The organism is Streptomyces inhibens, assembly GCF_022221585.1.
Taxonomy (GTDB): Bacteria; Actinomycetota; Actinomycetes; order Streptomycetales; family Streptomycetaceae; genus Streptomyces; species Streptomyces inhibens.
In genome coordinates, this window is record NZ_CP084681.1 from 9,132,216 (window position 1) to 9,145,851 (window position 13,636).

General features: G+C 69.4%; 9 protein-coding genes and 1 pseudogene. 4 read left to right on the forward strand and 6 right to left on the reverse strand.

The annotated features are described in order from the left end of the window. Nucleotides 1-103: 103 nt before the first annotated feature. Complete coding sequence (locus tag KI385_RS41085; protein ID WP_238577088.1) at nt 104-2,419, reverse strand: LamG domain-containing protein; 2,316 nt, start codon at nt 2,417-2,419, stop codon at nt 104-106. 13 nt (nt 2,420-2,432) lie between these two features. Continuing rightward, a complete protein-coding gene (locus tag KI385_RS41090) occupies nt 2,433-2,810 on the reverse strand; it encodes a N,N-dimethylformamidase alpha subunit family protein (protein WP_238577089.1) in 378 nt (125 codons plus the stop codon). 784 nt (nt 2,811-3,594) lie between these two features. Here KI385_RS41090 and KI385_RS41095 point away from each other — a divergent pair. Further along, nucleotides 3,595-4,134: a hypothetical protein gene (locus tag KI385_RS41095; RefSeq protein ID WP_238577090.1), complete on the forward strand. Its 540-nt coding sequence runs from the start codon at nt 3,595-3,597 to the stop codon at nt 4,132-4,134. Here KI385_RS41095 and KI385_RS41100 read toward each other — a convergent pair. After that, nucleotides 4,083-4,454, reverse strand: a pseudogene (locus KI385_RS41100) (transposase); the annotation flags it as partial. The gene KI385_RS41095 and the pseudogene KI385_RS41100 overlap by 52 nt on opposite strands. 203 nt (nt 4,455-4,657) lie before the next feature. Beyond that, complete coding sequence (locus tag KI385_RS41105; RefSeq protein WP_238577091.1) at nt 4,658-5,878, reverse strand: metal-dependent hydrolase family protein; 1,221 nt, start codon at nt 5,876-5,878, stop codon at nt 4,658-4,660. 67 nt (nt 5,879-5,945) lie between these two features. Between KI385_RS41105 and KI385_RS41110 the strand changes: the two genes are divergently transcribed. After that, nucleotides 5,946-6,566, forward strand: a complete 621-nt coding sequence (locus KI385_RS41110) for a TetR/AcrR family transcriptional regulator (protein ID WP_238577092.1) — start codon at nt 5,946-5,948, stop codon at nt 6,564-6,566. A gap of 167 nt (nt 6,567-6,733) precedes the next feature. Here KI385_RS41110 and KI385_RS41115 read toward each other — a convergent pair whose 3' ends face one another. Then, entirely contained in the window at nt 6,734-8,068 is a 1,335-nt protein-coding gene (locus KI385_RS41115) for an L-asparaginase family protein (RefSeq protein ID WP_238577093.1), read from the reverse strand. A gap of 489 nt (nt 8,069-8,557) precedes the next feature. On the opposite strand from KI385_RS41115, the gene KI385_RS41120 reads away from it, so the two are divergent. Together KI385_RS41120 and KI385_RS41125 are read left to right on the forward strand one after the other, a co-directional pair. After that, the gene (locus tag KI385_RS41120) at nt 8,558-9,841 is read left to right on the forward strand and encodes an MFS transporter (protein WP_238577094.1); all 1,284 of its coding nucleotides are present in this window, start codon (nt 8,558-8,560) and stop codon (nt 9,839-9,841) included. Then, nucleotides 9,730-11,001 carry a HEAT repeat domain-containing protein gene (locus tag KI385_RS41125; protein WP_238578055.1) on the forward strand — a complete coding sequence of 424 codons (1,272 nt, stop codon included), beginning with the start codon at nt 9,730-9,732 and terminating at the stop codon, nt 10,999-11,001. Before KI385_RS41120 ends, KI385_RS41125 begins: the two co-directional genes overlap by 112 nt. Before the next feature lie 454 nt (nt 11,002-11,455). Here the strand turns inward: KI385_RS41125 and KI385_RS41135 are convergent, their stop codons facing one another. Continuing rightward, complete coding sequence (locus KI385_RS41135) at nt 11,456-13,630, reverse strand: bifunctional serine/threonine-protein kinase/transporter substrate-binding domain-containing protein (protein WP_425357118.1); 2,175 nt, start codon at nt 13,628-13,630, stop codon at nt 11,456-11,458. Nucleotides 13,631-13,636 lie beyond the last annotated feature (6 nt).

Genomic DNA, 13,636 nt, shown 5'->3' on the forward strand with positions numbered 1-13,636 from the left:
CGCGGCGACCTGTCGGGAGTCGCAGGATGAGAAACGAGCCGGAGCCCTCGCTGTGCTGTACCAACTGCCACGGTCAGAGGTGCCGCATCGGGTGGTCGAGGCGTCAAGAAGCCTGGGTGACTCCGTTCGGCTGCTTCTCAGAGCCGGCTCCGAGCGGTGCGGGTTCGTCGGACAGGAAGCGGTTCAGGACGTTTCCCACCAGGCGCGACACATTGTTGTCGTAGTTGTTGTGTGACAGCGAACCGCAGTAGGCGATCGAGCCGGCCGACCATACGCCGCCGCCGTTGGGGGTGGGGAAGTAGACGATGTCGGCACGCACGCGCGGGTCTTCGGTTCCGCCCGTGCCCGGGGCGTTGAAGTACAGCTCGTCCAGCACTTCGAGGTAGATGTCGGTGTGGTCCTGCGACGCGGCCGCGATCACTGTCTCGGGGGGCGTGCCGAGTTCGGCATCGTATATGTCGAGTTCCAGGCCCGCGGCGCCGTCGCCCACGAGCCCGAAATCGCCTAGCTTCCCGTTCTTCTCGATGCCCTCGAACATCCAGGAGGCGACACCGTTGAGGCTGTCCGGGGTGGGCCGGTAATAGGACGAGACGTCGAAGCCTTGTGCCACGAACCCGACACCGACGAGGCGCTGCGGGGCTCGTCCTCGATGCCGCCACAAGGTGCCGTACTCCCCGGTGAACGAGAGGTGGAACTCGCCGGGCTTGCAGCGCCATGCGTTCGAGCCGTGTCCCTTGCGGACCTCGATGATGTTCTTGTTCTCCGGGTCGTAGTTGATGACCCAGTAGAACCCGTTGGCGCCGAGGTACATCATGCGGCCCCCGGTTTCGAGGTAGCCGTTCAGCGCGTCGAGCATTTGCTCCGAGTAGTACTCGGGATGGGATCCGGTGAGGATTACGCGGTAGGGCTTGAGTGCGCTCATACCTTCGTGGTGCAGGTCCTCGTCGGTCATGACATCGAAGTCGTATTCCTTCTCGATGAGCCAATCGATGAGGTGCAGGTCCGCGTTGAACTGCCAAAGCGACGGGGAGAGCCAATGCCGGAATCCCGGGCGCATGTTGAGGATGGGGCGCAGACGGGTCGAGTAGGCCACCCCAGAGCCGTCGCTGTGGGCGTCATACGTCGAGCGTCCGAACTCGCGGCGTTCACTGAGCACGATGTTCTGCTGTTGAAGGACGGGCGCTCGTGCGATGAGCAACTGGGCGAGCGGGGTTGAGAGAGCGACGTGGTCATTGGCGTAGGCCATGTAGCTCGCCGTCGGCGCCAGGAAGCAGATCTTCTTCTCCTGGCCTTCGCGGGGACGCACATAGAACGGTACGTAGTCGGTGTCGTCGTCGGCGCGCAACCGCGCCGCGTACAGGCCGGAGGCGAGGTCCTCCGGGACGGTCAGCGTGAAGCTGACTCGCCATCTGGCGTCGTCGAGATCGTCGTTGTGGAAGTGGATGGCGCCGTACTGCTCCGGCGCGTGGATGAAGTTCTGCTCGCGCGCCTGCCAGTTGTAGCCGGTGACTGCTCTGGTGGGCACGTTCACCGTGCGGCCGTGAAGTCGGTTCGGGGAGACGTCGGTGATACGGCGGGTGTTCCGGATGCCGGAGTCGGTGATCTCCTCCTGGAAGTTCCACGCTGCCGCCAGTGTCGCCCCACGGGGCGCGTCGACCCGCGAGACGATCTGTCCCGGGGAGAGGGCTTCGCGGTGGATGCGCGGCCGGTCCAGCTTGCCGTTGTAGTGACCTGCGACCACGACGCCGATGAGTTCGTCGGTCAGCGCCTCCACGTAGCCGGCCATCACCAACGGAACGTCGTTGTCCGAGGCCGGTGTGGTCCGAGCCCGTCCGGTGACCACCGCGGTGGTCGACTCCAGCGACGACGCGATGGTGAACCGCCCGTTGGCCTGTGTCACGAACGGCTCCTGGCGTAGTTGGATCTCGCCGTCGGTGTTCACCGACCCGGACGCGAGGTACCAGGTGCCCGCGAGCAGCGGCTTGCCGGAGGTGACCTTCTGCACTTCGCCGGAGCCGTCACCGAGCCAGAGCTGCAGACAGCCGTCGTCGCCGATGAACAGGCCGTAACCGGCCTGCCTGCCCTCATGCCACTTGGTGACCAGCCCTTGGACTCCCTCGTGCGGGGTCGTGGGGGCGATGAACACCTGCAGCGTGAAGGCCGTGTCCACCTGAAGCGTTGGGTGATCGTCCACGAGAATGTGCGAGCCGGCATGGACACGTTGGACCTGGCCGGGGAAGTCGGCATCGACCTCGGTGTGCACGGGCTCGACCTTGAAACCCGGACCGTCGGGATTGGTGTCCCCGTGAATCAGCTTGACGATGTCCGCGTGGTACTGCTCGGCGTCGCAGCTGACGAGGAAGCCCACCTGTTGGCCGGGACGGATGCTCAGTTGATCGCTATAGCCGATGACCTTCACCGAAACTCATCCCTCACTCCGTGAGCAGCCCGGCGGCGCGTAGACGCTTGAGGAACACCGCGTGCTCCGCCTCGTATCGGTCAGGGAACGCCTCGTCGAGGAGTTGCGGCGGCAGGTCGTCGCGGATCACTGCGATGCGCCACTCCTCGTGCGGTTTGGTGCAGACGAGGATGTCTTTGCCGGTCATCTCGAGGTGGTGCCTGCGCAGGTAGGTGAGGACCCGCTCAAGGTCGTCGCTGTGCTTGCCGATGGGGTGGCACCGATGCTCCTCGATGATCTCGGGCCGGACGCGCGGCTTGATCTCGGTCTCGAAGATGTGATTCTCGACTTGACGGTAGACGGCATATTCGCGCGCGTTCTGCTCGTCGAGCGAGGGGAGAACAGTGCTCATGGGGTCCATCCACGATGTGCAGAGCGACTGAGTGAGGGAGGGAGGGAGGCGGACAGGTGCTCCTCCAGTGCGTGTGCGACAGCGCACGCCCGACGCATCCATCTACTTGACGCATTCGCCTCGGCATACGGCGCTCGCCGTTGGGGGCAGAAACAACGGCACTACCCACCAGTGTGTCGGGTGTCCTGGCATGACGCACTTTGTCCACGAAGGACGGGCCGCCGCGAACAGCCGCAAAGTTCAGCAGGACGACGTCGCGTGGCGGCACATACTCTCTGACCTGCGACAACGCCCCCAGCAATGTGCTTGGGGGCAATGGGGCGCAGGTTCGAATCCTGTCGTATCGACCAGCGTTTTCCGGGTCGGGGAGCAACGGGGAGCCCTGTCGCGTGCTGAGGCGCAATGCGCTGCCAATCGAGAGGCATAAGAACCTCTTGACGGCTCCCGACCCCGTAGCGCTTCAGAATGGCTTCATTGTTGCTGAGCCGGGGGTTATGCGGGGGAACACGACGCTCGACAACTCGGTACAGACTTCGTACGACGGCATCAAGATGACGCCCTGTCACCCCATGACAAAGATCTAGTAAGAGTCCGATTTCCTGTACCCACAGACTGCGGCACCGGCAAACGACTCTGTGCATGTTTCGCCCGTCCGGGTCGACCGTGGCGTAGAAGAACCTCGACCGGCCGCCGTTCCCGCTGGCCATTCGCTCGGGCGGCTAGGGTGCGATCAGGTATCCGGGCGGCAGCCGGCCCGTCGGGCCTGCCCGGAACGGAGCGCAAAGTGACATTCTCCTCCTTGGTCCGAAGCGGGATTCGGATCGCGCCCCTTCTGCTGGCGACTCTGGGTATCGGTGTCGCCGTCGTCGTAGGCATCGCGGATACCACCACCACGACACAGGCCGAGCCAACCACCCCCGGCAGCCCCTTGCTTGCCGAGGTCGCCGAGCAGATCGCCTTGCCGGCGCGGACCTGGACGGCGTCGGGTACCCACACGGCCAAGGGGTATACGACTCAGGCGGCCGAGACCGTCAGCGTCGAGGGTATGAAGGCCGACTGCGACAACATCAACCTGAACAAGAAGCTGGCCGGTGACTTTCGGAGCGACGTTTTCGGTTCTGGCATGAAGGGGTTCTTCTACAAGTGCCAGAGGGTCGGCCCGGGCACGAACAAGTACTGGTTCACCATCAGTTCTGCGAACCAGGCCCAGATGCACAAGCTCTGCGATCCGAGCACCAAGTACCCGATCGTCCATGACGAGCAGCACGACACCTACTGGATCGACGAGCCATTCACGTGCACCAGTTGGTCCGACCCTTCGTAGACGTCTCGACTGCCAGGCCAACCTGGCGCTGCCACAGAATTCCCGCGCGAAACCGAGGAGCAATTCGAGTTCGACGGGAAGAGTGAATTGCGCCGACCCGGGCCCGGTGTGCGGCCTCCCTTCTCCCGGGCCGTGCCACGAAGCCGGTCGTGGGGCTCGGCGAGCAGACCCGTCACCTGCCAGCGGCGGGCGACAGCATGCACGCGCCGATACGACAGGAAGTCCGCGGGCAGGTCGGCCCACTTGAATCCGTTGTCCACAACATGGCGGACCGCGTCGAGCATGACGCGGTGGCAGTACCCCTCCGGGCCGGCCACCCGGCCCCTCCAGCCATGTCGGCACCGGCAACAACGCCCGGACGACCTGCCGCTCCGCTTCCGTCACGGCGGAGCCGTAGCACGGGATCCGGTCCGGGTGGTCCGCGGCGTTGCCGAATCTGTGCGCGAGACGGGCCCCGCACGATCACCCGATCCAGAACCCTGTTGGATCAGACAACTCCGCTGACCGGTAGGTGGAAGGCTTCTCAGAGGACGGCACCGGCTTTGACCACGTGCCGGAGGTGGCGCTCGGGACGGGTGAGGACGGCCAGGTCCGCCAGCGGGTCGCCGTCCACGACGAGCAGGTCGGCGTGCGCGCCCGGCGCGAGGGTGCCGATCTCGCCCTCCATCCGCAGCAGGCGGGCCGCCGTGCTGGTGGCGGAGCGGATCACGTCCGCGGCGGGCTGGACCTCGGCGCGCAGCGTGAACTCCTCCAGCTGGGCCGAGTGCAGTGGCCCGAGCAGGTCACTGCCGTAGACCAGGTTGACGCCCGCCTGGTGGGCCTTCTCCAGGGCGGCCAGCCCGTGGTCGCGGACCTCGGTGAGCTTGCCGTAGGACGACCCCGGCAGGCCGGACTGCCGGCCGAGCTCCGCCGTCCGCTCGTAGGCGACCAGGGTGGGCACCAGGAAGGCGTCCTGCTCCAGGAGCAGAGCGATGGTCGCGTCGTCGATCAGGTTGCCGTGTTCGACGCAGCGCACGCCGGCTCGCAGGGCCCGATCGATGGCGCGCGGGTGGTAGGCGTGCACGGTGACGTACCGGTTGTGGTTCTCCGCCTCCTCCACGGCGGCGCGGATCTCCTCCTCGCTGTACTGGACGGCCGCGATCTCGTCGTGCGGCGAAGCCACCCCGCCGGAGAGCAGCACCTTCAGATGGGAGGCGCCCTTGCGGAACTCGTCCCGGGCCGCCGCGCGGACGGCGTCGACGCCGTCCGCGATCCGGGCGAAGTGGGGACGGCTCTCGCAGCAGGGCACCGAGTCGTCCCCGAGCGGGCGCAGGTCGCCGTGGCCCCCGGTCTGGGAGAGCGCCTTTCCGCCGTGGACGAGCCGGGGGCCGAGCGTCAGCCCTTCGGCCAGGGCGCGGGCCATGCCGTGGTCGGCGCCGCCGACGTCGCGGACGGTGGTGAAGCCGCGGCGCAGCATCCGTTCGGCCTCCGCCAGGGCCCTGACGGTCAGATATCCAGGGGTCCAGGAGGCGACGGCGGGCAGGTCGAGGGAGGTGACCAGCAGGTGGACGTGGGCGTCGATCAGGCCGGGCAGCACAGTGGCGCCGGCGGCGTTGAGCACCCGCACGTCCTGTCCGGCGCCGGGCGGGCGGCCGGTGCCGGTGGCGGCGATCCGGCCGTCGGCGACCTCGATCCAGGCAGGGGCGGTACGGGTGCCGGTCTCGGGGTGGAGCAAGTGGGCGTCGGTGATCAGCAGTCGGCTCATGGTGGTGGTCCTCTCGCGACCTCGTTTCAATACGACCTGTATTGAATACACCATGTATCGTGATGCTGTGAATTCCTCCCCGGTCGAATCCGCCGCGCCCCGGCCTCCGCGGCGCCGCGTCCACACCAGAGCCCGCATCCTGTCGGCGGCGGGCGAGCTGTTCCTGTCCGCGGGGTACGCGCGGACGAGCATCGAGGACATCTGCACCGCCGCCGGCTACACCCGTGGGGCCTTCTACTCGAACTTCGCCACCAAGGAGGACCTGCTGCTGGCGCTCTTCGACGAGCAGGCGGCCGGGCGCATGGCCGAGCTGGAGCGGCTGGCCGCCGCGGCCGAACAGCTGGGGCCCGAGGAACGGGCGCGGCGGCTGGTCGAGGCGCTGCTGCGGGTCGAGGCCGCCGAAACCGGGTGGATTCTGCTCTTCCTGGAGTTCCGCCTGCTGGCTGCGCGTACGTCCGAGCTCGCCGAGCGGGTCGCCGCGCACGACCGCACGGTGACGGCGGCGGTTGCGGCCCTGCTGGAGCGGGTCCTGCCGGAGCTGGTACCGCCCGGGGCCGCTGCCGAGCAGGCCGCCGAGGTGCTCTTGGCCGCACGCGAGGGCCTACTCGCCCGTACGGCCGCGGGCGGCCCGGCTGCCGAGCAGCTGCTGGACGCGGCGACGGCGGTGCTGGCCGGGCTTCTGGGCTGACACGGCGGAAGGGGCGGCGCCCGACACGTACGGGTGCCGCCCGTTCGCCCAATCCAGAACCCTGATCGACCGGACAACTCCGCTGACCGGTAAGCGGAAGGCTTCTCAGCCCTGCTCGGACCGCGCAGGGCTGATCGCACCAGGGCGCGCGCGTGGAACACGCCGGATCAGAACCGGTTGGGCCAGTGCAGGGAATGCGGAACGCGGACGGGGGGCGGCTGTACCGGGCGGATGGTGCCGAGGGCGGTCTCCGCGGCATCGACCGCCTGCCGGTGGCTGCCGGAACCGAGGACGTACACGGAGCAGGCCCGGCAGTCCCCCGGCCGCCGGGCGTGGTCGGCCTCGCGGTCCGTCAGGCCCCGGACATGGCCGTACGCGTCGATGGGGAAGTCGGCCCTGACGGAATGCCAGGAACCTTTCTGTTCAAGGCTGTTGAGTCCAGCGGCCACCTCCGGACGCATCGGCGGATAGATCTCCCCGTCGTGTTCGCGGACCAGGAGCACCCGGTCGAGCGGATCGACGGTGTCGCCCTGGGGCTGTTCCCGCTCCCACCAGGCCAGGGCCGCACTGCGGGTGCCCGGTCCCCACAGGTAGTCCATCGGGTACTGCGTGGTCTCGAAGCGTGCGTCGAACTCCATCCAGTGCGCGTCCTCCGTCCGTGTGCCGGGGAGGAAGACCGCGCGGGCCAGGACGTGGCTGAGTCCCTCGGTGTCCTCGCCCACCCGCAGGGACCGGGCATCGGTGATCTGGACTCTGCCGCCGTCGTTCCAGGCGATCACGGCGATCTCCCGTGGCACGGGGGCGGGGTAGAGTCGCCCGCCCGGTGTGGGCCGGCCCCAGAGCTGATTGATGAACTCGGCGAGGTCGTGCAGGGTCAGCGCGGCATCGACCGGGGTGCCGCCCTGGAAGCCGACGGGATGCGCGACATCGTTGCGGAGCGTCGACTGGACCACTTCGATGCCACGGGACCGTCGGCCGCGCAGCAGCCCCGCGCACCGGGCCCAGTTCCGCAGCCCGAACAAGGTCCCGTTGAAGGTGATCAGTTCGCCGCCCACCCGCAGTTTCCACTGCTGTGGCACCTCCTTCGCGCGTGCCCTGGCGGCCCGCTTCTTGAGGGACTCGCACAGCGTGTGGACGTCCCGGTACGAGGTGACGGGCTCGGTGACGGAGGCGGAGCCCATGGCGTCCTCGAAGGTGAGGGAGCCGTGGCACCACTGAACGAACCGGTCGCGCAGCGCCTGTTCCCTCATCAGCAGGGCGTGATCGTCGATCAGGGCGTACACGTCGTAGCAGAGCACTCCGTAGGCGAAGACCCTCTTGAGCCGCTCGAAGGAGCGGCGGGTGCCGTCGGCGACCTCGGCGGCCAGCTCGCACTCGGCGATCCGTAACTGCTGGAACTCGGCAGCGGACTCCGGGCTCAACGACCTGCCCGGTCCGTGCGGCCCGAAGGCGAGGGACATACGGTCTGCGGTCTGCAGTTCCTGCAACGAATGGATCTCCATGTACGGGCTCCTTCTCCGGGGACCGGTCAGAATGCACGATCTGTCCCTCCGGCGTCTGCTGATTGCCGGGGCGGGCAAGTGCATCCGGCCACGGGGCATTTCGGGTGAGGAGGGCACCGGAGCGCTGGTCGCAGGGTCGCCGGCCCGCCCGGCCGCTCCACTCGAAGGTGTTCATCGCCCACACCTTGTGGCCCATGTCACTGTCTGGCTAAGCTCCGGCACGATTCGGGCACATTTCCTCCGCAAGTTGGCCTATTAGTGAGGCGATCTTCACGATCTGCCCACGTATATGAGGTGGCTTCGCATGGAACGGTCAGCGGTATCCCCGGCAGGCGGCGCACCCTACGACTTACCGCGCGTCTCCTGCCGGGCCGTGACGGCGGACGGCCCGACGTACGGCCGCACATCCGGCCGTACGGACCGACCGGCACGGACACAGCGCGACGATGCCCGCCGCGGCACCGCGAGACCGGCCCCGGGTCGTGTCTGATGACCGGGTCCGCCCCGGCCCCGGCACCGGCCGCTCCGCTGCCCCACGTCCCCCACGACATCCGGCTGTTCTGGTGGGCGGGCACTTGCGACGCACTGGGCAGCCAGACGTCCGGGCTCGTCCTGCCGCTGCTGCTTCTGACCCTCGGCCGGTCCGCCACCGAGGTCGATGCCCTCGCCGGACTCTCCGCGGCGGCGACGCTGCTGCTCGGCCCGCTCGCCGCCGTCCCTGCCGACCGCGGGGCGCGCAAGCAGATGATGGTGGGCTCCGCACTGGTCTCCGCCGCCGCGATGGCCGGCGTCACGGTCGCCGTCGCGGCGGGCCCGGTCCCGCTGGCCGTGCTCATCGCCGCCGTGCTCGTCGAACGGTGCGCGACCTCCTGCTACGAGGCGGCAGCGCTCGGTACCGTCGCCCTGGTGTGCCCGCCCGTGGAGCACCGGCGCGTCCTGTCCCGATTACAGGCGGGGGAGCGGGGCGCACTCGTGCTCGGGCCCGCACTGGGCGGGCTGCTCTTCCACGCCGAACGCTGGCTGCCCTTCCTGGCGGACGCCCTCTCGTACGCCGTCGCGGCGGGCTGTATCTGCGCCATGCGCTCCCCCCTCGCCCCGCACCGTGAGCAGCGTCCTTCGGCCGGTACGGTGCACCGCGGCCGGCAGGCCCTGGCGGCCGAAGCAGGGGCGGGCCTGGCGCTGATCCGCCGCGAACCCTTCCTGCGGCTGGCGCTCCTTTGGATCTCGGCCGTCAACGCCCTGCTCGTCGCGCTGTATTACACGACGGTTTTCGCCCTTCAGAACCACGGCCGGGGCGCGGCACCGCTGGGCCTGGTCCTCGCGCTCGCCGGGGCGGCCGGCCTGGCCGGTGCGCTCGCCGCGCCCCGGATCGCCGGCCGGCGCTCGGCGGGCCGAGTGCTGGTGACGGTCTCCTGGCTGATGGTGCCGCCCGCCGCGGCCCTGGCGGTGGCCCGCCACCTGCCGCGACGAGGACGGGCAGGCTTTCGCGGAATGGAGATCCACGAGAGCCGGCGGTCGGTACGGCGTGCGTCCCCGACAGCTCGCGGAATCTGCTCGACGGGCCGGCGATGTCATGGAGAAAAACGGGGGACAGGAACATGGGCGAAGGCGGACTCGAGGGTCAGCTCGTGTCGGCGGTTCGGGCGGGGGACGCCGAGGCGGTGCGGGCCCTGCTGGAACGGGGCGCGGATCCGGACGCGGTGGACGCGAACGGGATGCCGGTGTTGTGCGTGGCCGTGGCGGCGTACGACGAGCCGGTCGCCGAAGCGTTGATGGAGGGCGGCGCGGACCCCGACCGGGTGCTGCCGGACGGGACCACACCGCTGTGGCGCGCCGTCGAGGGTGGCTCCCCGGCGGTCTTCTCCAGGGTGCTGGGCAATGAGCCCCGGCTGCGGCTTCCGGAACCCGCCCGCGAACGGCTTCTCGCCCTGGCCCGAAACTGGTACGAGACGGGCGTGGTCGAGGAGTTGCGGTGGAGGACCGGTGCGTCGGGTCCCGCCGTGACGGTCCGGGTCTTGGACGACGAGTACGACTACGTCGATCAGGTCTCGCTGGGCGGACTTGTCGTACGGGCCGGGCACGGCGCCATCCTGACCTCGCTGGAGTGGGCCTTCCGCATCCTGACACCCGTCGACGAACTGATCGCCCGCGCTGTCGGTCGGCCGGACGAGGACCATGTGAACTGGTCGACGGTCTGCTGGATTCTCACCCGGCGTCGCAGCTTTGAGACCTGGTCGGCCGTGGTGGCCCATCGCCACCACCCTGACCCGGCGCACCGCCGGTTCGTGACGGCTTACGTGCGGACCAGGGGGCTCCTTCGTACCGGCCCCGACCACTACGAGAAGAAGGAGAGCGCATACCTGGCCGCCTGGGCGGCCGAAGAAACGGACAGCGAGGTGCTCGCGAAGGTGCTCGACGCCTTCACCGAGTACGAGCATCCCGACCAGGAGGCCATCGGGCTCCGCTACGCCACCCATCCCGACCCCCGTGTACGCCGCGAAGTGCCCTACGCCCTCTCGACGGACGCCGCCCCCTTCACCCCCGCGGCCAGGAACGCGTTGCTCACCCTCACGCGCGATCCGGACGCCGAGGTGCGGATCAGAGCGTGCACGGTGGGCATGTGGAACGACGATCTCCTGCCGGAGATCACCCGGGCGCTGCTCCTCCTGGTCCGGGACCCGGATGCCGCCGGTGTGCGAGGTGCGGCAACGGCGGCACTGGCCGGCTCCCGGGACCGTACTCCCGCGGTCGCCGACGCCCTGACGGCGTTGCTCGACGACGACGATCAACTCGTACGCCTGGAGGCCGCCTACGGTCTCGCCCGGCGCGACGATCCGCGCACCGACGAGGCGATCGAGCGGGTGGGGCCTCTCGGTGCTGCTTTCGAACACGACCACCGGGCCAGCGCGCTCTGGCAGTGGAGATGGCGCTGAAGCGGCTCACGCGCCAGCTGTCCACCCGGACGTGACCAGCGCCGCCGACCTCGTGGCGGCTGTGGGACGGAACGCCAACGGCCAGCTCGGTCGGGTCAGATGGTGAGGTGTTCGACGGTGGGGGCCACGGTGCCGAAGAGATCGGCGATAGTGGTCAGGCTCGCTGTCTGGAGGGTGGTGGCGGGCACGGTGCCGCCGTCGGGTGCTGCCAGGGAGCGGGTGGCGAAACGGCTGGCAACTACCGATCGGAATGGCCAACTATCGGTCGGCCTCTGTGACTGAGCGCGCGAGTTGGCCTGTGAGCGCTTGAGTTGGCCCGGCTGAGCGCGCTGGATGGCCTGCAGGGCAATGACCACGCAGCACACCTGCTGTGCAGGCGCTGCTGCGCAAGAACTTCCCCAGGGTCGCGGACCACGACCGGGTCGCGAACGAACCCTTCTGGATCACGGCCGTCCTACTGGCCCCCGTTGACGACCGCCCGCGTCACCGCGCCGTCCTCGACGTACCATTTCTTGAGGATCTTCGCGTACTCGCCGCTCGTGATGAGGCGGTCGAGGGCTTCCCGGACGGCGTCGCGCAGGGCCGTGTGGGTCTTGGCGACGGCTATGCCATAGGGAAGGGGGTCGAACTGTTCGCCGCCGAGTTCGAGGACGCCGCCGCCTGAGTGGGTCACGGCGGTGTGGGCCGCGACCGGGAAGTCGTCGAGGCAGGCCGTGGACCGGCCCTTGGCGACGTCGTCGTAGACCTCGGCCGGTGAGTCGAACTGCCTGATCTTCAACTTCTTGGGGGCCTTCCGGCTCAGCTCGTCCAGGTAGTCACGGGCGAGCGTGCCGCGCTGGACGGCGACCGTCCTGCCGGACAGGTCCCCGGCGGTCTTGATGCCCTCCGGGTTGCCCTTGCGGACGACGAGCGCGAGCCCGGCCCTGAAGTAGTCGATCAGGTCGACGCCGCTGCCGGTCTTCGTGCCGTTCACGCGTCCCTCCTGACGGTCCTTGGTGTCGAGCATCGCCGACATGACCAGGTCGAAGCGGCCTGCGTTCAGGCCGGCGAGGAGGGCGTCGAAGGTGGCGTTCTTGAACTCGAAGCGCACGCCGAGCTCACGGCCGAGGGCGTTCGCGAGGTCGACGTCGACACCGGCGGGCTCGCCGTCCCTGACGAACTCCATGGGCGTGTAGGCGATGTCCGAGCCGACGGTGACGGTGCCCTTGTCGCGTATCTCCTTCGGCAACCGGCCCGACGGTGCCCCGCCGCCCGTAGGGTTCCTGCTGGGCTTGGAGCTGCCGGACGGGTTCTTGGTGCCGCCGGGCTTGTCCCCGGCGCTCGTTCCGCCACTGCCGCCGTCCTTGCCGTCCGGCCGCAGCGTCCAGGCCAGTGCCCCGCCGCCGGCTGCGACCCCGACGGCGGACAGCGCGGCGAGCACACGGCGTCGGCTCGGCCCCGGGGACGCCGTCTGCCTGGGGGTGTGCGGAGAGTGGGCCGGGGGGATGCCGTGCGGTCCCAATGGCGGGGTGGGGCCGTACGGGCCCTGGGGCGGGGTGGCGGGCAGCGGGGGCGTGGGGGTGTGCGCGGGCCGCGGCGGTGGGGGCGGTGCGCTGTCCGCCGTAGTGCTGGTCGGCAGCTGGTCGAAGGCGACGTCGACGGGCCTCTCGGCCGGGGGTCGCAGCGTGAACGTGTCCGGGGACCTGGGGTCGCCGAGCTGCGCGGACAGATGGCGCAGCTGTACGGCGACGGGCTCCGGCAGCCAGTCGCCGTACGGGCCCGGTGCGCCCACCCGCGCCATGAGGGCGGGCAGAGCGGGCCGCCGCTCCGGCTCCTTTGCCAGGCAGGCCGACGCCAACTCCTGAAGGCCGTCCGGGAGTTCGTCGAGCTGCGGCTCCTCGTGCACGGTGCGGTACATGAGGATCTGCGGCTCGGCGTTCCCGTACGGACCGCCGCCCGTCGCCGCGAACACGATCACCCCGCCGAGCGCGAACACGTCCGCCGCGCCGGTGACCTTGGGGCCCGTCATGACGAGTTGCTCGGGCGCCATGAACCCCGGGGTGCCGAGGGCGGTACCCGTCATCGTCAGGGCGGTGTCCGCGGCGGAGTGCGCAATGCCGAAGTCGATGACGCGTGGGCCCTCGGCGGTGAGCAGGATGTTCGACGGCTTGAGGTCACGGTGCACCAGGCCGTGCGCGTGCACCGCCGTCAGGGCGTGCAGTAGGCCGGCCGTCAGCAGCCGCACCGTGTGCTCGGGCAGCGGGCCGCAGTCGTGCACCGCATCGGTCAGCGAGACACCCGGCACGTAGTCGGTCGCCATCCAGGGCATGTCGTCGTGCGGCGCGGCGTCGACCACCGGCGCCACGAACGGCCCGCCCACCCGCTGGGCGGCGGCCACCTCACGGGCGAAACGCGTCCGGAAGCCCCGGTCGTCGGCGAGTTCGGCGCGCGCGGTCTTCACCGCCACCGTCCGCCCGTCCGTCGCACGGCCGAGATAAACCCGCCCCATGCCGCCGCCACCGAGCAGCCCGATGATCCGGAACGGGCCGACCTGCTGCGGATCGCCCTTCGCCAGCGGTCGCACCAATACCCCCACCTGTGCCAGCAGTTGTGTACGACAGTATTCCGCACGCGCCCGAGCTCCGACCAGGTTATA